We start from the raw sequence: 19,585 nt of genomic DNA on the forward strand, positions 1-19,585 counted from the left end.
ATGATATTTTTTATGTTAGTTATTAGTGTAGGATTAATATTTTTTGTTCATTACATAACGAAACAGGTGTTTAAGTATGAAGTAAATCATCTCAGTTCAAAAAAACGCTTTATAATAAATCTTTTGCAATTTGTTAGAATCGCGCCATTAATTACAGTACTTGTAATATGCATACTGGTTTTAACAACTTTGCATACGAAAACAGGTATTCGACTATCTCATGCATGGTATGCTGCGCAATTTTGGGCTTATTATACGTTTTTGTATTGTATTTATATGATAACCAGGAAAAAACTGCTTCTTTTTTCAATGGTTATATCCTTAATTATGGCCATTTATTACACTCCGTTGTTCCACTTTGAAAACCAATTTATAGGATTGTATGTAATTGTCGCTGATATTTGCGGGATTTTAATGTTTATAAATTTATGGATGTCGATATCGAAAGTTTTAGTCGGAATGAAAAATAGGTAATACTTTTGGTTCCTGTAATTGACGTAACAGAAATACTAGATGTAGTACAAAAATTATAAAAAAGGCGGTGGAAATGAATCCACCGCCTTTTTTATATACTAGTATTTCACGCTTTCATTTGTTGATTTTCTTCAAATGATTGAAAATCATGCCAAATCTCATTCATCTTCCGTCTACCAATATCAACCATCGGATTAAATTGAATCGCAGCATGATGACGAACGGAGTGAACATTTTGAATCGCTTGTTGTAAATGTTTTTCAACCGAATTAGATGTTTTATTAGCCTGTTTTACGATTGAATATCCAGCGACAGTACCTTGCGCCATCGCGATTTTCCCGCTTTCAATTCCGGTAATATTTCCAGCTACAAATAAACCTGGAAGAGGGGTTTCCATTTCTTCTGAATGAAGTGGAACATGACCGCCTAATTCCGGAATGTAATGGAAAGGGCATCCCGCTACAGCGGCAAGCTCAGCAAGTGGATATAAACCTCCAGCGATACAAACGAAGTCTGCCTCATATATCTTTTCAGATTCATTAATAATATTTCCTTTAGAGTCGATGTTAGCAACACGTACACCTTCAACTTGATCTGTACCGATAATTTCAAGTGCAGCTTTTCGGAGATGAAGAGGTGTTCCATTTATTTTCAACCCGTTATTTGGATAGAAGTTTAATCCAACTTTTCGAATCCAATCATATTTCATAAAACGGCTACCTATGCGTAGGAAAGCGGACGGAGCGAGGTGAGCTGCATTTAAAAGGGAGTTCAAAACTTCCTCTGGTTCACCAGCTTTTTGGCTTAACTCGCTTTTTTCTGGAAGTACAATGTGATCCACTGTAATTCCAGCTAATTGCAATTCGTTTAAAATGGCGAATGACAAAATGTTAGCACCGATAATAATTCCTTTTTTACCAACTTGGACTCGGTGGACATTTGTCATAACTTGAGCCGCTCCAATTGACATAACCCCTGGAAGTGTCCAGCCGGGAAGGGGAATAGAATACTCCGCAGCCCCAGTAGCAATAAGTACAAACGGCGCTTCTAGCGTACCGATATTTGTATGTACGAACCAACAACTTTCATCTTTATCTAAATTATAGACAGAAACACCACATCGAATATCGACTGAAAGTGATTTTGCTTCTTCGTGAAGGCGTTTTGATTCTTCTATTCCGTTCCACCAATCTCCAGTAGTTTCCTGGTGTAACTGTCCTAATAATCGTCCGCCAGGCTTCATGAATTCATCAATAACAAGTACGTTAAGTCCAAAACGTGCACAAGAGATGGAAGCTGATAATCCCGCCGGCCCTGCGCCAATAATAATTACATCGCTCATCGCTTTTTCACCATCTCTCTTACGATATTTGGATGCTGTTTTCCGCTTTCAACAACCATATCGTTTTCTACAACAGTTAAGCACGCTCGTACGTTCGTTTGATTGTTTACCGTCACTCGGCATTCAGAACAATGCCCGATATTACAATAAATACCTCGCGGCGTTCCACTATCTTCATGGACTCTTAACGTTCGTATTCCGTTTGCTAGTAAAGCAGCCGCTATCGTTTCATGTTCATGTGCTTTGTATTGTTGACCGTTAAATTGAAAAGTGATGCGCTGACTATTATTTAAACTACCTAAAATAGGGTGATGTGTAATTCTACTCATTGATTTTCACCTACCGCTCCGAAAGTAACTGCACGTATTGGTGGCTGATATTTTAATGGAATTTCATTAGGAGTTATGTCAGGGTTTGTACTTTCAATCATTCGATCTATCATCATTCTACATGTACGGCCACCACAAAATCCCATGCCAGCACGTGTTCGTAGTTTTAATTCCCTTGCCGAGCATTTATATTCAGCAATTGTCGATTGTAGTTGTCCGTATGTAACTTCTTCACAACGACAAACAATTAAGTTCTCTTTATTCGTCATATGTATTCCTCCTCTAGTTCGGTTTGCACTAATTATGATGCAAAAACTATGCCAATATAGAGGAGGAGTGGGTGATTATTGTAACCCAAGTCTTTTTAAACGGTTATATAATGTGGCCCTCGTTACACCAAGTTGTTTCGCACATTCTAATTTATTACCATCTAAAATGCGTAAAGCTCTTTCAATTACCTTTTTCTCGTGCTCATCCATCTCTTCTTGTAATGAAAGAATCGTGTTATTGTTGCTGAGTAATAGGGAATGAGACGTTTGGTTCTCTAAAGTATCATTTGAATGAAATGGTAAATATTCTTGTTTTATAATGCCGTCTGACGCAAATACGACGAGTCTTTCAACTACGTTGCGGAGCTCGCGGATATTCCCTGGCCAATTGTAATGAAGCAACTCATGCATAATGCTTGAAGGTAAGTCGCGAACTGGTCTGTTATAGTTTATTGAAAAATCGTTTAAGAAGGAGTACGTTAATTCGATAATATCTTCTCGTCTTTCACGCAGTGGCGGAATATGCAAGCTAACTACATTTAAGCGATAATATAAGTCTTCTCGGAAAGTTCCTTTTTTCATTTCTTCTTGTAAATCACGATTTGTAGCAGCGATGATGCGGAAATCTATATTTATTTCTTTTTCTCCACCAACTCGGTAATACTTTCGTTCTTGCAGTACACGTAAAAGTTTCACTTGCATATCGAGCGGCATTTCGCCTATTTCATCGAGGAATAAAGTACCGCCTTGTGCAAGCTCTATTTTACCTTTCTTACCTTTACTATTCGCACCAGAAAACGCTCCCCGTTCGTAACCGAATAATTCACTTTCAAATAACGCTTCTGGAATTGCACCGCAGTTAATCGAAATGAAAGGGGCATTTGCTGTTTCGCTCGCCTCATGTATTGCCTTCGCAAATACTTCTTTTCCAACACCACTTTCGCCAAGTATTAAAACTGTAGATTTCACAGAACAAACCTTTCTAGCTAATTGAATCGTTCTTTGTATGACAGGGCTTTTTCCATTCATCGCATGGAAAGGGTCAGATGTATCTTTATATTTTGCTACTTCTTGCTCTAAACGGTGCATTTCATGCGACATATTAAATAATTTTTCATTCAATACAACTTGATTTGTAACATCTGTTTCAGAAACGACTGCTCCGATAATTTCATCGTTACAATAAACAGGGTTTGAATTAATTAATACGAACAAATCAGGACGAGGCTGATGGAACTGAGCGATTATGCTTTTTCCGTCATGTAATGAATGCAAAATTTCCAAATCCTTATAATCAAAAAAACGAGTGATGGGTTGTCCGATAATTTCATCCTGGTTGACAGAAAAGATTTTCTCAGCGCCATCTGTCCAAGTACGAACGCATTCTTTATCATCGATGACTGTAACAGAAGAATCCGATGTTTGAATAACAGTGTTATAAAAAGCTTGTAGTTCATTGTAGTACTTATAAAGAAAAGGAATCGTTTGCTGAGCAGTTATACAGCATATAGGTTCTTGGTTTTCGTTAATAATGACAACGGCTGGTTCATGAGAAAATGCGTCGATTAAAGCAGTGAAAGAGTCCTCTTCATATATAACTACGCAACTCCATTCTTCAGTAGATGAAGGGATGTAATAAAATTTTTCACCTACCTGTTTCATGTGCTTAACGATACTTGTACGATCAATTGACAAAATTTTTATAAACTCTTTTATTGTTGGAAATGAAAATGCCATAGTGCCCTCCTATTATGTATAAAAATTTAGACAGTGATAAAAAAATAATACACCTATTTACGATAAATTTAAAATATTTTTACAAATAAAAATTATTTCATATAAATATTTCTGTATGTAGAGTTGGCACATCAATTGCATAAATAGAAAGTGAGAGATTTAGGAGAAAGGAGGGGTGCTATGTGAGACACTGTGACGTTTTAATAATAGGCGGTGGTATTATAGGATGTTCTATCGCTTATTACACATCAAAATACGGAAGAGACGTAACAATCATTGAAAAAGGGGAATTTGTCAGTGGGACGTCTTCACGGTGTGACGGGAACATTTTAGCGATTGATAAAGACCCAGGGTTTGATAGTCAAATGTCGTTAGTAAGTCAAAAATTAGTAACTGAATTAAGTGAAGAGTTGGAGCACTCATTTGAATATAGGGCACCAGGAAGTATTCTCGTTTGTGAATCAGACGAAGAGATGGAGGCAGCACAGCAATGGGTGAATCGTCAAAAAGAAGCTGGATTACCGTTTCGAATGCTTGATAAGCAAGATATAAGAGAGGAATCACCATTTTTTGCAGATGATTTATTGGGTGGTTTAGAATGCGCAACTGATTCGACTGTAAATCCATATCTTCTTGCTTTTTCACTTCTTGCAGAGTCGAAAAAATTTGGTACAAAAGCTTATAACCATACAGAAGTGAAGGAAATGAAAAGGGATTTAGACGGATCCTTTATTGTAGAAACGACAAATGGGACGTTTACCGCGAAGCAAGTTGTGAACGCAGCCGGTGTTTGGGCTCCTAAAATCGGACAGATGTTAGATGTGAATATCCCAATTGAACCGAGAAAGGGACATATTATTGTAGCTTCAAGACAACAGCACGTAGGTTCTCGTAAAGTAATGGAATTTGGTTATTTAATTTCTAAATTTGGTGGAAAACGAAAAGTGGATGCTTTAACTGAAAAATACGGGGTAGCTCTTGTGTTTGAGCCAACAGAAAGCCAAAATTTTTTAATTGGTAGTAGTAGAGAATTTGTAGGGTTTCATACGAGAATTAATAACGAGGTAATTAAATGTATTGCGAATAGAGCAATTCGTTTTTATCCGAAAATGGCGGATATGATGGTAATTCGTTCATATGCTGGATTACGCCCGTGGACAGAAGATCATTTGCCGATAATTTCACGAGTGGAACATATTCCGAATTATTTTATTGCAGCAGGACATGAAGGTGATGGAATTAGTCTTGCAGCAGTTACTGGGAAAGTGATTGAAGAGTTATTAAATGAAAAAGAAACAATCATTCCTATTGAACCACTTTGTTTGAGTCGTTTTACAGAAAGGGTGTTAAACGGATGAGGTCACAAAGAGTCTTTACGACAATTGATACACATACGGGCGGGAATCCAACGAGGACATTAATTAGTGGACTTCCTAAGTTAATTGGAGAGACGATGGCAGAGAAGATGTTACATATGAAAAGCGAGTATGATTGGATTCGAAAATTGTTAATGAATGAACCACGTGGTCATGATGTAATGTCAGGGGCACTATTAACAGATCCGTGTCATCCGGAAGCTGATATAGGCGTTATATACATAGAGACAGGTGGATATTTACCGATGTGTGGTCACGATACAATCGGTGTATGTACAGCTTTAGTTGAATCAGGTTTAATTCCTGTAGTTGAACCAGTTACTTCTTTAAAGCTAGATACACCAGCTGGCTTAGTTGAAGTAGATATTACTGTTCAAAATGGTAAAGCGAAAGAAGTCTCCTTCTGTAACATACCAGCTTTTTTACTGAAAAATATTTCTGTACACGTCGATGGAATTGGAACTGTAGAGGCTGATATTGCGTATGGAGGGAATTTCTATGCCATTATCGATGCGAAGTCAGTAGGTTTAGAGTTAGTACCAGAAAACGCTTCCGCAATTATTGATAAGGCGATTCATATTAGAAATACAATTAATGAGAAGTTTGAAATCATTCATCCGCAATATTCGTTTATAAGAGGATTAACACATGTTGAATTTTATACAGATCCTACTCATGAAAGTGCACATGTGAAAAATACAGTTGTAGTTCCACCAGGAGGAATTGATCGATCTCCATGTGGTACAGGAACATCAGCGAAATTAGCTGTATTATACGCTCATAAAAAAATCGACATCAATGAAGAATTCGTTCATGAGAGTATTGTGGGCTCTCTATTTAAAGGGTGTGTCATAAATACGACATATGTAGAAAATATTGAAGCTGTAGTAACGAAGATTACCGGTTCAGCTTGGCTTATGGGTATGCATAGATTTTTTTACAATGAAAAGGATCCACTTAAAGAAGGCTTTTTGCTAATTCCGCCGATGGAACATGAAACGGAGGATGTAAAATGAACATTCAAAAAATGTATACAGCAGTAGATGTGCACGTAGCTGGCGAGGCATTTCGTGTAATTAAAGACGTACCATGCAAATACTACTACAGTTTGGAGCAACTAAATGAACAATTTTCAGGCGAATTAGCAGAAGAAATGAAGCTTTTATTAAATGAACCACGTGGTTTTATCGGTTTAAATGGATGTATTGTTGCACCTTCTATTCATAATGAAGTTGATGCAGCTGTATTGTTTTTTAATCATGAAGGATCCATTCCTCTTCATTACGGCGGCATTGTTGCGGTAATAACGATGTTACTAGAAAGCGGATATTTAAAAAAGAGAGATTCTAATCAATACAAAATTGAAACGTTATCCGGCATATTTTCAGTCAACGCTTATGTAGAGCATGATGAAGTTATATCTGTTTCGCTTGAAAGTAAATTATGTTATATGGTTGAGAAAGACTTGAAGATTGGTAATATACGTTATTCTCTCATACAAGCAGATAAAGTATATGCAGTTGTAGAAAAGGATACGTATTCGCCAGAAATTTGTATTGAAAACATCTCTAAATTAAAAAAATGGGGAGAAGCTACCCTTCAAGCTATTCAAAAACAATCTATTATAAAAAGACTTATTTTAGTAGATCCTTCGTCAAAAGAAGAAAACCATATAAAGACGATTACATTTCATGAGGATAACTTTATTGTGCGTTCACCGGGGTTTGTTTCTACAATTGTGTCTTATGTTAATGCTTTATTTAAAAATGATTTTACAACGGATAAACCTTTTAAAAACGAAAGTATATTTAATAGCTTTATAACAGTGGAAAAAGTGAAGAAAGAAGAACTAGGATACATTTTCCGTTTTGAAAGTAGAGGGTTTATTACAGGAATGCAGACGTTTATATTAGACCCTACAGATCCATTTCCGACAGGTTTCTTATTAAAATAAAATGTTAAAGGGAGAGATAAGGATGCAAAAAATTAAAGGTGCATTTCCGGTATTAATAACGCCGATGGATGAGTTTCAAGAGATTAATTGGGATGGTGTAAAACAAAACGTAAACTACTTTATTGAGCAAAAAGTAGCTGGAATTATTATTAATGGAAGTACGGGAGAATTTGTTAGTTTATCAAAAGAAGAGCGATTTAAGATGGTAGAAACAGTATTGAAAGAAGTTGATGGCCGTATTCCAGTAATTGTTGGAACTGCTGCCGAGACGACGAAAGAAACGATTGAATATACGAAATATGCAGAAGCGCACGGAGCGGATTGTGCATTAATTATTAACTCTTACTATTGTAAACCGAAAGAAGAGGAAATCTATTTTCATTTTAAAGAAATCTCAAACGCTGTAAATATACCAATTATGTTATACAATAATCCGTTTACTTCTGGTGTTGATATGAGTACAGAGCTTATGCTTCGAATCGGAAAAGAGTGTGAAAATGTTACACATATTAAAGAATCTAGCGGAGATATTCGAAAAGCGAGAGATTTAGTAAGACAAAGTGAAGGTGCTTTTCAAGTATTCTGCGGATCTGAAGATTTAGTTATGGAATCCTATTTAGTTGGTGCAACGGGATGGGTTTCAGTAGCAGGAAATATCGTTCCAGGTCTCGTTACGAAAATGTATGAGCATTTTCAAAATGGTGAATTAGAAAAAGCGTGGGAGATAAATGATGCTATTTTACCCCTATGCGAATTTCTTGAAGGATCAGGGAAATATGTACAAATCGTTAAACGTTCAATGGAATTACATGGGCAAGCTGGGGGACCTTCACGTTATCCGAGACTAGGGTTAACTGTAGAAGAAGATCAAAAGCTTCAAACGATATTATCGAATATCGCAGCTCATGCAGCTGTTTAAATAAGGAGGAGTGTATATGTTAACGACAAACATTGAGTTAAAACCAAGAGTGAAAGCGTTTTTAAATGAAGAGGTTAAATTGTTTATTAATGGCGAATTTGTTCCTTCTATTAGTGGGAAGACGTTTGAAACTTACAATCCAGCGACGGAAGATGTTCTAGCGGTCGTATGTGAAGCGCAAGAAGAAGATATTGATGTCGCAGTAAAAGCTGCGAGACTGGCTTTTGAAACAGGGCCTTGGGCGGACATGACTACTGCTGAAAGAGCGCATCTTATTTATAAATTAGCAGATTTAATTGAAGAGCATAAAGAAGAATTAGCACAGCTAGAAGCATTGGATAATGGGAAACCATATCAAGTTGCACTTGAAGATGACATTGCAGCGACAGTAGAAAATTACCGTTATTATGCGGGTTGGGCTACAAAAATTATCGGGCAAACGATTCCGATTTCAAAAGATTACTTAAATTACACACGCCATGAACCTGTTGGCGTTGTAGGCCAAATTATTCCGTGGAATTTTCCACTCGTTATGTCTTCTTGGAAAATGGGAGCTGCACTTGCGACAGGTTGTACGATTGTATTAAAACCGGCAGAGCAAACACCTTTATCCTTACTATATACAGCGAAGCTTTTTAAAGAAGCTGGTTTTCCAAACGGTGTTGTAAACTTTGTACCAGGTTTCGGTCAAGAAGCAGGAGCTGCAATTGTAAATCATCATGATATTGATAAAGTAGCTTTCACAGGTTCAACAGTTACAGGAAAATACATTATGCGTCAATCTGCAGAAACAATTAAACATGTGACGTTAGAACTAGGTGGAAAATCACCAAATATCATTTTAGAAGATGCTGATTTAGAAGAAGCGATTAATGGGGCATTCCAAGGCATTATGTATAATCATGGTCAAAATTGTAGCGCAGGATCTCGTGTGTTCGTTCATCGGAACCACTATGAAACAGTAGTAAACGAACTTGTAAGAATGGCAAATGACGTGAAGCTTGGGGCGGGTATGGAGAAGGAAACTGAAATGGGGCCACTCGTATCTAAAAAACAACAAGAGCGTGTGCTGAATTACATTGAACAAGGAAAAGCAGAAGGTGCTACTGTTGCAGCTGGTGGAGAACGCGCATTTGAAAAAGGTTATTTCGTCAAGCCAACAGTATTCACGAACGTTACAGACGATATGACAATCGTCAAAGAAGAAATATTTGGACCAGTCGTAGTGGTACTCCCATTTGATTCGACGGAAGAAGTAATTGAAAGAGCGAATCGCTCGTCTTACGGACTTGCAGCGGGTGTATGGACACAAAATATTAAAACAGGACATCAAGTTGCCAATAAATTAAAGGCAGGAACAGTGTGGATTAATGATTATAACTTAGAAAATGCTGCTGCACCATTTGGTGGATATAAGCAATCTGGTATTGGACGTGAGTTAGGGTCATATGCACTTGATAACTATACAGAAGTGAAAAGTGTTTGGGTAAATATAAAAGAATGATGGAATAGTGAAAGATGCGGACAACTGGTAGTTTGGATAAAGGTTGTCCGTTTTCTTATATATAAAATTGCTTTTTCAAAAGAATTATAAGGGGGATTTGGATGGAGAAGTTAGTAGAATGGTTAGTAGGGCAAGTGTGGAGTATTGGCTTAGTTGTTTTCAGCGTAAGAGTGTATGATGGAATTGATAAATCCAAGTCATTAAACGCAAGAAAGCTCTCCTTAAAATAAGCTTGTAAGGAAAGCTTTTTATTTTAGCCTAATTTTTTTGAAAGAGTTTCAATTGTTTCATATAGTCAATAGCTTTTGTTTTATTTCTTTGCTTAGAAACATATTGTGCTTCGTTTAAATCTCTATAATAATTATTAAATATTTCTTCAGAAAGAATTCCATCAGAGATAGCTTTTTTAACCGCGCATTGTGGTTCATTTGTATGCGAACAGTTAGAAAACTTACATCTCCTAGATATATCCGCTATATTTTCATACCCAAAATCAAAGTTACCTTTATGATTTATCAAGTCAAATCCCATCTTACTAATAAGCAATCCCTCCACTTTTGAAAGAGTTTTTTAGAATCATACATATAAATTTTATCATTTTCAATCTGTATTTATTTTTAACCGCCAATTGTTACAATGCATTAAATTACCTGGTGGGTATTCAAATTCGCAATCAGAAATCAATGTAAAGTTAAGCTTACGACAAACTGCATTTGAAGCAGGATTATGAATTGAAGGGAAAGCATGTATAAAGTTATATTTATTCTCTTTCATTGCTGCATCAATTGCTAGTTTAACTGCGAGAGTTGCTATTCCTTTCCCTTGAAATTGAGGTAGTACGCTCCATCCAATTTCATATACACTTTCATCATTCCAAGTAGTTTTCCAATACCCGACAGAACCAATCTCCACAAAATCGGGCGATTGAGTAATACTAAACATTTGCCCGCTATCACCAAGTTTAAGATAACGTTTATGTCGTTTTAAAATTTGTTCTTTCGTTTCAGGTCCTCCTAGATATTCCATCATTTCTGGGGCGTTTATTTTAAAAAGGAGATTAAGGCTGCTTTCTTGCCAAGTATTAATTTGTATTTCACGTTCTCCACTTCTTCCTAAAATATATATCAACTCCTTAAACTGCTTTTTTATTTTATTTCTTTGATTGATGGGAGAACTCTTTCTTCAATAACTTCGCTCTTGTGCTGAAGTGATGGTGTTTATTTTAATATTCTATATCTTCATAAATTGATTTCTCTACATCAGAGAGAAGTGTGTATATGCTCTTACCAATTAAAGATTCTAATTCTTTCTTAATTGCATAGAATCCCTTCCAATGTAAAGAGGTATGGGAGGTTGTGCCGTGACGTAAACCAACTGAAATCAATCTTCTTTCAAGCGTAGTAAAGCCATCTGCATCAGCAAGAGCGTCACAAAGGGTAATTACTTTATTGTATAAGTCGTAATCACTATGTTCATTCAATATTTCAACCAACCGGATTTCCATATGATCGGGAACAAGACTCCACTCCGCTGCGATATCTATATGTTCATTTTTGCAAGGAAATGAATGCGTCACACATATAATGGCGTTTCCTGTATACCCTAAATCATTCATGTACATATAGCCATCATAGGAATGAATAACAGATTGGGTAAAGCCTTTGTATCTTCCTATATCATGCAGGAGGGCAGCATTGTATGCTACGTCAACATCTAGGTCATACCCATTTTCAATAAGTTCTACAATTATTTTTTCAGTTGCATGGGCAACATGAATTGAATGCTCGAACCAAGGACCTGGGTTTTGTTCATATGCCCACTCGAGTAATTCTCTTGCGTATGTCCTATCTAATATATACTTCATATAGGTATCCTTTCTCTAAAAAATCATATCTTAAATAATTTCATCTTAATATTTAATTATTCCTGCTTTAAAAATTGTTAAAATAAAAACAAAAGGGGGAAAAGTAATGCAGAATTTAGTAATTGAAGAGATTAAACTAATAGAAGATAGTATTGAAGAACTTTCTAAACTTTTGAAAACTGTAGTAGATGATGGAGCATCAATTGGTTTTTTACCTACACTTGAACAAAAAGAAGCAACAAATTATTGGCAAACTGTTTTAGCACCAGAAGTGATATTGTATGTTGCTAAAGTAAACAATGAAGTGGCAGGTAGTATTCAATTACACTTAGTTACAAAGCCTAACGGGATCCATAGAGCCGAGATTTGCAAGTTAATGACTCACCCAAACTTTAGACGTAACGGTATTGGACGTTCACTTATGCAAAAAGCAGAAGAGAGAGCAAAACAAGAAAACAGGTCTCTTTTAGTATTAGATACTAGAGAAGGAGATCCTTCTAATAAATTGTACAAGTCATTAGACTATCAAGAATCCGGTAAAATACCAGGGTATGCAATTTCTCCGAATGGTGAGTTAGATGCAACGGTAATTTATTATAAAATGATTTAGTACCTTTCTATGTAAAAAATGATGGTGGAGTTAGACCAGAAACAACAGTAACCCATGAGGCGAATGTACCTACTGATCGAAGTGGATATCATCTTATTTTAGCGGTTTGGGAAATTGCAGACACAGGAAATGCATTTTATCAAGTTATTGATGTGGACCTTGTAAATAATGGTTTAGCTGCAAATTTAGCATTTAACAATGTAGTGTAAGTTCCTACATTATTTTAAGAAAAGGTAGCCTTTGATCATCTAAATCATCTTAGATAATCTTTTTTTGTGAAAACGATGTAAAATATAGAAGAAAGTGCAATTATTTATAAAAAAATGTGTCTAAAATATTGTCATATTTGCTTCTTTAAGATATCCTTTTCATGAAGAGGTGGAAATCATGGAAAAAGTACTAGTTTTCGGGCATAAAAACCCAGATACAGATGCAATTTGTTCTGCAATTGCTTATGCAGAATTGAAAAAAGAATTAGGAATGAATGCTGAGCCTGTACGTTTAGGCGAAATCAGCGGTGAAACTCAATTTGCGTTAGATCATTTTAAAGTAGAAGGACCGCGTTTTGTTGAGACAGTAGCAAAAGAAGTGGACAATGTTATTTTAGTTGACCATAACGAGCGTCAACAAAGTGCTAACGATATCGAATCTGTTCGAGTGTTAGAAGTTATTGACCATCACCGTATTGCTAACTTTGAAACAAGCGATCCTATATACTACCGTTGTGAGCCAGTTGGTTGTACAGCTACAATCTTAAACAAAATGTACAAAGAAAATGGCGTTGCAATTCGTAAAGAAGTTGCAGGTTTAATGTTATCTGCAATCATTTCAGATTCTTTACTATTCAAATCTCCAACTTGCACAGAGCAAGACGTAGCAGCTGCTCGTGAACTAGCGGAAATCGCTGGTGTTGACGCAGATAGCTACGGATTAGAAATGTTAAAAGCTGGTGCTGATTTAAGCGGAAAAACAATGGAGCAATTAATCTCCCTTGACGCTAAAGAATTCCAAATGGGTAACGCGAAAGTTGAAATCGCACAAGTAAACGCTGTTGACACAAACGACGTTCTTGTACACCAAGCGGAACTTGAAAAAGTTATCTCTGCAGTAGTAGAAGAAAAAGGTTTAGACCTATTCTTATTCGTTGTAACTGACATCTTAACTAACGACTCTGTCGGTCTTGCGATCGGTAAAGCAGCAAACGTTGTTGAGAAAGCATACAACGTAACATTAGAAAACAACACAGCTACTTTAAAAGGTGTTGTATCTCGTAAAAAACAAATCGTACCAGTACTAACAGAAGCATTCCAAGCTTAATATTATTGAGTACGGATAAACAGGAAGGACAAGTAGTCAGATTGGCTGCTTGTCTTTTTTTCTCTTTTTAAATGACAGAAAATTAGAATTTTTAACAAGGAGGCTTGCGTATGTTTAATGGCTCAAAGACGTTAAAATGGGATGAAAATAGGAAATGTTATGACTTGGAAACGTTGGAAAACAAATTTCGATCACTTTTAAATCAAAATATTTCTTCTGTTGCTGAATTAGAGGAATGGCTAATGAAGGAACAGCGTTTAACTGCTGAAGTAGAAGAGGTGTTAACGAGTCATTTAATTGCTGTGTATAGAGATTCAAAAGATATTGCTATGCGTGATTTACATAAGTATAATCAAAATGCGATTCAACCACTTTTAAAAAAATATAATGCAAAATTTGATCAGAAATTTATTGATTGTCCGTTTTCGAAATTATTAGATGAACGAAAATATGGATATATGAAAAAAATAAGATTGGTGAAGAGCGAAATATTTAATGAAAAGAATATTTCTCTTGCCGTTAAGGAAGAGGGTCTTATGACGAAGTATAGAGAAATTATGTCTAACATAACAATCAATTGGGATAACGAAATAAGGACGTACGCATACGTTAAAGCAAAGTTAGATAACCCAAATAGAATCATTCGTGAAAAGGCATGGCATGCTTTATGTGAAGCAAGAAGTGTAGTAAAACCAGAAATAGATTGTATTATGAATGAACTTGTACAATTACGGAATCAAATAGCCCTAAATACAGGGTTTAACAATTATAGCGAATATATTTTTAAGCTAAAAAACAGAGAATATAGTATTGAAGACTGTTATGTGCTTCATGAATCTATAGAGAAGCTTGTTGTACCCGTATGGAAACGATTAGGCAATCTTTTTAAAAGGGATCTTGGTGTAAAAGCGTATCGTCCGTGGGATCTTGCCCCTTGTACATTGCGGAAAGTTTCATTTCAAAATTCCAATGATTTATTGGATGGGGTTGAAGAGATGTTACGAAAGACGGATTCATATTTTCATGAGGAATTTATTCATATAAGGAAATCAGGATTAATTGACGTAGAAGAACGGGAAAATAAGGCGTCGGGAGCTGCTTGTTTTACTTTCCCTCATAGTAAAGATGTTTTTGTTTATTCTAATTTTAGCCCGTCATTTAACGCAATTAATGCACTCATACATGAAGTGGGTCATGCGCTTCATTTCTATAAACAGTTTAACAATGAAAGTAGTATGCAAGAAAAATATCTTCGTGAAGAAGTAGCCGAGCTGTATTCTCATAGTCTCGAGCTATTACTAATGGATAAGCTTGATATTTTTTATAAGGAAGAGAATGAATATAAGAAAGCACAACAAGAACAACTGCATCGGGCTTTGTCTTTATTAATTACGCCAGTTTCAGGTGATCTATTTCAACAATGGCTCTATACTAATCCGAACCATTCGCCAGCAGAACGCGATGAGAAATATCTTGAATTATGTAAAAGGTATAAGTATTCATCAGTTAATATTACAGGTGTTGAGGAAGAACTTAGTACGAGTTGGATAGAATCTTTCCATTATGTTCAGTTTCCTTTTTACAAAATTGAATATGCAATCGCACAATTAGGAGCACTACAATTATTTCAAATATATCGGGAGAATCAAGAAAAAGCGATTACTTTTTTTAAAGAGGGAGCGAGTACGGATTGGAATTTACCAATACAGGAGATTTATGAAAATACAGGTGTTACATTTGATTTTTCGCAAGAAGTTGTACAAAGTACTGCCGGGGCTGTACTTGATATGATAAGCGAATTAAAATAAGGATAGCATCCGCTATCCTCCCGAACGTTTATTCATAAGATCGTTTCTTATTTATATAAAATGTAGCAATAGCAGCAATAATGAAAATAGGTATTGCGTACGCTTGCCCAACAAATAATTTCCATCCTACAGAATTATAGCCGTCAGATGCTGGAATGATAATTGCGATGATACAAACAATAATATAAGCTAATAATGCTGGAAGTATATTTTTCATAGGTGTTCACCTCCTTTTAATACTAACATTATGTCTATATTTATATAATACATAATAGATTTGAATTTGAAAGATTAAGTATGAGATATATGTTTTTGTAATTATGTAAATGAAATGGCTGTTTGAAAATAGAGTAGATGATATATATATATAGAATGATATAGGGGTGATTTGTATAATGGATAATATATTAAATAGAATGAAGCAAGGTATAAATATGGATTTATTGTATGAGCTATGGCCTGATTTTAAGAGGGCTGCTTTTGCACTATATGATGATGAATATGTGTATCTATTTCAGCATCCATTATTTCTGACAGAGGAGAATGATGGGTATACCGTTTTAAATTGGAATGAACAATTTAAAGGGGATACATTCATCATATTCAAAGATTATCCAACTGCCATCGTCAATATGAATAGGTATAGAGATTATGAAAGTTTACTTGCGATTGTGGTGCATGAACTTTTTCATTGTTATCAATATTTGAATGGTGAAAGTAGATTTCCAAATGAATCTCTAGGATTTCAATATCCTATATTAGAAGAAAATATTGAATTACGAAATAAAGAACGAATTTGTTTATATGATGCTGTTCATTGTAAGTCACAAGCTGAGAAGAATAACTATATTAAGCAATTTATTGAACTAAGAGAGCAAAGGGCTAATTTTATGAAAGAAAAGTTTATAACATACGAGTGTATGGTTGAAAGTATAGAAGGGCCTGCTTTGTATGTTGAAATGAATGCTTACAATACAGTATGTAAAAATGATGAAAGCGAAATATTACGAAAATATAGTAGATTAATTTTAGATGCATATGAAGCTAATTGTAACATAAGAAAGAGTTGCTATAGCTCAGGAATGCTTTTATGTTTATTATTAGATGAAATCCTTCCTGATTGGAAAACGAGCTTCTTTAATAGTGATAAATCGCTATATGCTTTTTTAAAACAAAATATAAATGTGGATTTGAGTTTAAACAATGAAATTACAATAAGTAATGAAACAAAGCAAATGATTCATTTTGTTCAAAACGAAAGAGACAAGGATTTTAAAGAATTTAATGAGAAAAAAGGATATCACCTGTATATTATAGGGGATATAAAATTAAATATGTTTAATCCAATGAACGTAAATTTAAACGGAAATAAAGCATTACATAAAACCTTTGTAAGTGTAAGTATACATAATAAAACATATATGATAAATCAGCCTGTTTTAGCATCTTTTGAAGAAGATTATAAAAATATGAAACAAGTTCATATCGTTATGAATGAAAAACCGGTAGAAAAAAATAATAGTTGGAACGTTGTGGGGATTGGAGACATAGAAGCTGAGTATGAAGAAGTGGAGAATTCTCTATTTTTATATTTAAAAAGTTAGAAGTGAGGTAAGAAATAACGATGAAAAGATTATGCATTATTCCGTGTGGAAAAAAGAAAATTTGGGATAAGTACCCAGATTACGGCCCGACAGAGGCAAAAGATGTATATATTAGTCCATTCGGAAAAGCATGTCAGGCGTACGCAGCGGAGTTTTTCGAGAACTGGGTTATATTATCAGCAAAACATGGATTTTTAAGACCGAATGATATTGTACAAGAAAACTATGATCTGGCATTTGATTCAAAAAGTAGTGCGATTATTAGTATAGAACAATTACAAAAACAGATGGTTAATAAAGATTTGCTTCAGTTTGATGAAATCGTCTTACTTGCGGGGAAGAAGCATAAAAAAGTAGTGACGAAGTTATATCCAGAAGAAATCATTACATATCCGTTAGAAGGATGTAGAGGGATTGGGTATATGTTGCAGAGGTTGAAGGGGGCCGTGGAAGCGCAGCAGGAAGTAAAGGGATGAATTTGTAATTGTCTGGTCACAAAATTGGTCACATTCTGATAATCTTTTCGAGTTCGTCAGATACTGACTTATCCATACTCGGCAATACATGACTGTATACATCAAGAGTAGTCTTAACTGAGCTCCCTACAGCTTGCTGTACGCTCAAAGGAAGGGAAACCTTCCCTGGAGTAAGATTGTATTTAAATTTGTAATTTTGTAATCCACGCCTACATAATTACATATATCTAACTTGAAAACACTTCTATTTTTACTTTATTAGGTGAAACAAATAGAAATTATATTTTTCCCACTTTATAAAAAGAGCAGGCCTACTAAGGGGTTTTTAATTTTTTTAACTTGTTTTTTAAATCTAATTTTTTGATCCCTTTCTATAAAATAACGATTTTGTTTTTTTCTATTTCGCTCACATTTTTGTAACGCACAAATTAGTATATAGACAAGTAGATGCTCTATAATTTTCCTAGCAAATAAGAATAAATTTGCATTTCTTATTGGCCCTTACTTTCGAGTAAGGGCCTTAAATATTCCTTTTTCAGTTTAAAATACCACTCCCAAAGATAATCACATCCACTTTGGTATCAAACTGCGCTTTTTTATAATCAAATTTCTTCCAAGCTTTGGGGTGATAAGCAATCAACTGCCTACCAACTCCAAACGCATCGCAATTTACTTTCTGTAATTTATTAATAATTTTCTTTGATTCATCTGTTAATTCTTTAGATAGTTGCTTACTTAATTTCTTTTTTTCTTTCGCTCGACCTAAATGGCCGCGCGGATATTCAAGAACCGTAACAAGCAATTTTAATTTAATCGTAACATGAACATTACCGCTTTTATCTGTAATAACGTTCATTTCCCGTTTAACTTGTCCTTTTTTCACTTCAACACTCACATAATCTTTACCATTAATTTTCTTCGTGATATGCGCCTTCTCCCCAGCTTTCCCCTTGAGTAATGTAAATAAAACACATTGGTCAAGGGGTAACCGTTCAGTCAATTTATCATTATGAAACAAGGCTAGACCATTGGTAACTATTTCTTTACCTTGTATTTTTATTGACGGTAGCGTAAAATCTTCACCTTTGTCTAGAATTTTTTTAAAAACACTTTCCAAGTTTTCTACAGGAAAATAACTGCGCTCTTCAAGTGTGTTTACTTTCTTCTTCAGAAATTCTCCAATCATTAATTTACCAATTTTTTTCTTTTCCAAAATTTCAGATGATAACCCATCCACTGAAACTAATTTCACTAAAGATGTAGGATTGCCGGGATCCCTAAATGCTACATCAAGCGTTGGAAAAATCCCCTTTTTCTCAAGTGCTTTTCCATATAGCTGTAAACCATATTTTATATAGCTTATATCTCCAGTTGTATTCGTTCTCATTTTATCAGTAGTATCTTGCGCCGTATTCTTAATTGCAGAATGTACCTCATTTGTTAATTTTGAGTTCATGTGCACAATCTCTACCGTTTGTTTCAAACTTTTGTTTTTATATGAATCATAACCTAAGCTATAAGCAAGACGTGATTCTCTAAGTGGTTTTTGATCCCAACAGCCGACAAGGAAGATAAAGCATATAAATATATATAATTTTTTCATGATTATAATTTTTACTTGTCATGAAAAAATATACCAAAAAGGACATATAATAGCTCTTTTTACTTTCTTAAACAAAGGTATGCTTATACATCTCACCTTTAAAGAAGCTAAAAGTTCAACTTTAATGCAGTTTATCAAAACAACAAAAGAGAGTATATGATTAAAGTACGTGACCTAATAATTGAGGTCACGTACTTTTTTACTATAAAAATCAACACCATTGTTTAACATAACCATAGATAAAAATAGTTCATTGTTATTGATTGTCCAAACCAATGGGATAAAGCGTCGCATCATTTTTAGAAACGTCGCAACACTTTTCAAAACATCGCGTCTTTTTTAACATCGTGACTCTATTTTAAATGTAAGGAGAAAAATGGCACATACAATGATGCATAA

The 19,585-nt window shown here is 34.9% G+C and carries 21 protein-coding genes and 1 pseudogene; 13 read left to right on the forward strand and 9 right to left on the reverse strand.

What is annotated here, in order from left to right; genetic code table 11:
- On the forward strand, window positions 1-474 hold the full coding sequence (locus ACTFQM_RS01575) for a hypothetical protein (protein ID WP_440033213.1): 474 nt from the start codon (window positions 1-3) through the stop codon (window positions 472-474).
- 106 nt (window positions 475-580) lie between these two features.
- Here ACTFQM_RS01575 and ACTFQM_RS01580 read toward each other — a convergent pair whose 3' ends face one another.
- The 4 genes from ACTFQM_RS01580 to ACTFQM_RS01595 form a co-directional block, all read right to left on the reverse strand.
- Window positions 581-1,816 (reverse strand): NAD(P)/FAD-dependent oxidoreductase, encoded by a 1,236-nt coding sequence (locus ACTFQM_RS01580; RefSeq protein WP_440033214.1) that lies wholly within the window; start codon window positions 1,814-1,816, stop codon window positions 581-583.
- Complete coding sequence (locus tag ACTFQM_RS01585; RefSeq protein ID WP_440033215.1) at window positions 1,813-2,145, reverse strand: (2Fe-2S)-binding protein; 333 nt, start codon at window positions 2,143-2,145, stop codon at window positions 1,813-1,815. Before ACTFQM_RS01585 ends, ACTFQM_RS01580 begins: the two co-directional genes overlap by 4 nt.
- Window positions 2,142-2,414 carry a (2Fe-2S)-binding protein gene (locus tag ACTFQM_RS01590; protein WP_002172313.1) on the reverse strand — a complete coding sequence of 91 codons (273 nt, stop codon included), beginning with the start codon at window positions 2,412-2,414 and terminating at the stop codon, window positions 2,142-2,144. The genes ACTFQM_RS01585 and ACTFQM_RS01590 overlap by 4 nt, the downstream gene beginning before the upstream one ends.
- A gap of 75 nt (window positions 2,415-2,489) precedes the next feature.
- Complete coding sequence (locus ACTFQM_RS01595; protein ID WP_440033216.1) at window positions 2,490-4,151, reverse strand: sigma-54 interaction domain-containing protein; 1,662 nt, start codon at window positions 4,149-4,151, stop codon at window positions 2,490-2,492.
- A gap of 182 nt (window positions 4,152-4,333) precedes the next feature.
- Here ACTFQM_RS01595 and ACTFQM_RS01600 point away from each other — a divergent pair, with 182 nt between their 5' ends.
- From ACTFQM_RS01600 to ACTFQM_RS01625, 6 genes are all read left to right on the forward strand, one after another.
- Window positions 4,334-5,509, forward strand: a complete 1,176-nt coding sequence (locus ACTFQM_RS01600) for an NAD(P)/FAD-dependent oxidoreductase (protein WP_440033217.1) — start codon at window positions 4,334-4,336, stop codon at window positions 5,507-5,509.
- Window positions 5,506-6,543 (forward strand): proline racemase family protein, encoded by a 1,038-nt coding sequence (locus ACTFQM_RS01605; protein WP_440033218.1) that lies wholly within the window; start codon window positions 5,506-5,508, stop codon window positions 6,541-6,543. Before ACTFQM_RS01600 ends, ACTFQM_RS01605 begins: the two co-directional genes overlap by 4 nt.
- Entirely contained in the window at window positions 6,540-7,481 is a 942-nt protein-coding gene (locus ACTFQM_RS01610; RefSeq protein ID WP_440033219.1) for a proline racemase family protein, read from the forward strand. Before ACTFQM_RS01605 ends, ACTFQM_RS01610 begins: the two co-directional genes overlap by 4 nt.
- A 1-nt stretch (window position 7,482) precedes the next feature.
- The gene (gene dapA / locus ACTFQM_RS01615) at window positions 7,483-8,400 is read left to right on the forward strand and encodes a 4-hydroxy-tetrahydrodipicolinate synthase (RefSeq protein ID WP_440033220.1); all 918 of its coding nucleotides are present in this window, start codon (window positions 7,483-7,485) and stop codon (window positions 8,398-8,400) included.
- Window positions 8,401-8,416: 16 nt separating this feature from the next.
- Window positions 8,417-9,904 (forward strand): aldehyde dehydrogenase family protein, encoded by a 1,488-nt coding sequence (locus ACTFQM_RS01620; RefSeq protein WP_440033221.1) that lies wholly within the window; start codon window positions 8,417-8,419, stop codon window positions 9,902-9,904.
- 101 nt (window positions 9,905-10,005) lie between these two features.
- Window positions 10,006-10,134 carry a hypothetical protein gene (locus tag ACTFQM_RS01625; RefSeq protein WP_440034416.1) on the forward strand — a complete coding sequence of 43 codons (129 nt, stop codon included), beginning with the start codon at window positions 10,006-10,008 and terminating at the stop codon, window positions 10,132-10,134.
- A gap of 28 nt (window positions 10,135-10,162) precedes the next feature.
- Here the strand turns inward: ACTFQM_RS01625 and ACTFQM_RS01630 are convergent, their stop codons facing one another.
- From ACTFQM_RS01630 to ACTFQM_RS01640, 3 genes are all read right to left on the reverse strand, one after another.
- Window positions 10,163-10,435: a hypothetical protein gene (locus tag ACTFQM_RS01630; RefSeq protein ID WP_048371019.1), complete on the reverse strand. Its 273-nt coding sequence runs from the start codon at window positions 10,433-10,435 to the stop codon at window positions 10,163-10,165.
- 69 nt (window positions 10,436-10,504) lie between these two features.
- Complete coding sequence (locus ACTFQM_RS01635; protein WP_440034370.1) at window positions 10,505-11,029, reverse strand: GNAT family N-acetyltransferase; 525 nt, start codon at window positions 11,027-11,029, stop codon at window positions 10,505-10,507.
- Window positions 11,030-11,126: 97 nt separating this feature from the next.
- Complete coding sequence (locus ACTFQM_RS01640; protein WP_440033222.1) at window positions 11,127-11,768, reverse strand: HD domain-containing protein; 642 nt, start codon at window positions 11,766-11,768, stop codon at window positions 11,127-11,129.
- Window positions 11,769-11,874: 106 nt separating this feature from the next.
- Between ACTFQM_RS01640 and ACTFQM_RS01645 the strand changes: the two genes are divergently transcribed.
- The 4 genes and pseudogenes from ACTFQM_RS01645 (at window position 11,875) to ACTFQM_RS01660 (ending at window position 15,503) form a co-directional block, all read left to right on the forward strand.
- Window positions 11,875-12,378, forward strand: coding sequence for a GNAT family N-acetyltransferase (locus ACTFQM_RS01645; RefSeq protein WP_002172303.1), 504 nt, complete (start codon window positions 11,875-11,877; stop codon window positions 12,376-12,378).
- A pseudogene (locus tag ACTFQM_RS01650) lies at window positions 12,372-12,587 on the forward strand (lytic polysaccharide monooxygenase); the annotation flags it as partial. The gene ACTFQM_RS01645 and the pseudogene ACTFQM_RS01650, both read left to right, overlap by 7 nt.
- 178 nt (window positions 12,588-12,765) lie before the next feature.
- Window positions 12,766-13,695 (forward strand): manganese-dependent inorganic pyrophosphatase, encoded by a 930-nt coding sequence (ppaC, locus tag ACTFQM_RS01655; protein ID WP_440033223.1) that lies wholly within the window; start codon window positions 12,766-12,768, stop codon window positions 13,693-13,695.
- A gap of 110 nt (window positions 13,696-13,805) precedes the next feature.
- A complete protein-coding gene (locus ACTFQM_RS01660; protein WP_440033224.1) occupies window positions 13,806-15,503 on the forward strand; it encodes a M3 family oligoendopeptidase in 1,698 nt (565 codons plus the stop codon).
- Between the two features lie 28 nt (window positions 15,504-15,531).
- Here ACTFQM_RS01660 and ACTFQM_RS01665 read toward each other — a convergent pair whose 3' ends face one another.
- Window positions 15,532-15,720, reverse strand: coding sequence for a DUF4017 family protein (locus tag ACTFQM_RS01665; protein WP_048371012.1), 189 nt, complete (start codon window positions 15,718-15,720; stop codon window positions 15,532-15,534).
- Between the two features lie 178 nt (window positions 15,721-15,898).
- Here ACTFQM_RS01665 and ACTFQM_RS01670 point away from each other — a divergent pair, with 178 nt between their 5' ends.
- Together ACTFQM_RS01670 and ACTFQM_RS01675 are read left to right on the forward strand one after the other, a co-directional pair.
- Entirely contained in the window at window positions 15,899-17,107 is a 1,209-nt protein-coding gene (locus ACTFQM_RS01670) for a peptide ABC transporter permease (protein WP_440033225.1), read from the forward strand.
- 20 nt (window positions 17,108-17,127) lie between these two features.
- On the forward strand, window positions 17,128-17,583 hold the full coding sequence (locus ACTFQM_RS01675; RefSeq protein ID WP_440033226.1) for a DUF6884 domain-containing protein: 456 nt from the start codon (window positions 17,128-17,130) through the stop codon (window positions 17,581-17,583).
- Window positions 17,584-18,118: 535 nt separating this feature from the next.
- On the opposite strand, the gene ACTFQM_RS01680 is transcribed toward ACTFQM_RS01675, so the two are convergent.
- Window positions 18,119-19,186, reverse strand: coding sequence for a Ger(x)C family spore germination protein (locus ACTFQM_RS01680; protein ID WP_440033228.1), 1,068 nt, complete (start codon window positions 19,184-19,186; stop codon window positions 18,119-18,121).
- Window positions 19,187-19,585: the final 399 nt, after the last annotated feature.

This window comes from Bacillus cereus group sp. MYBK30-2 (assembly GCF_051915945.1).
GTDB lineage: Bacteria > Bacillota > Bacilli > Bacillales > Bacillaceae_G > Bacillus_A > Bacillus_A paramycoides.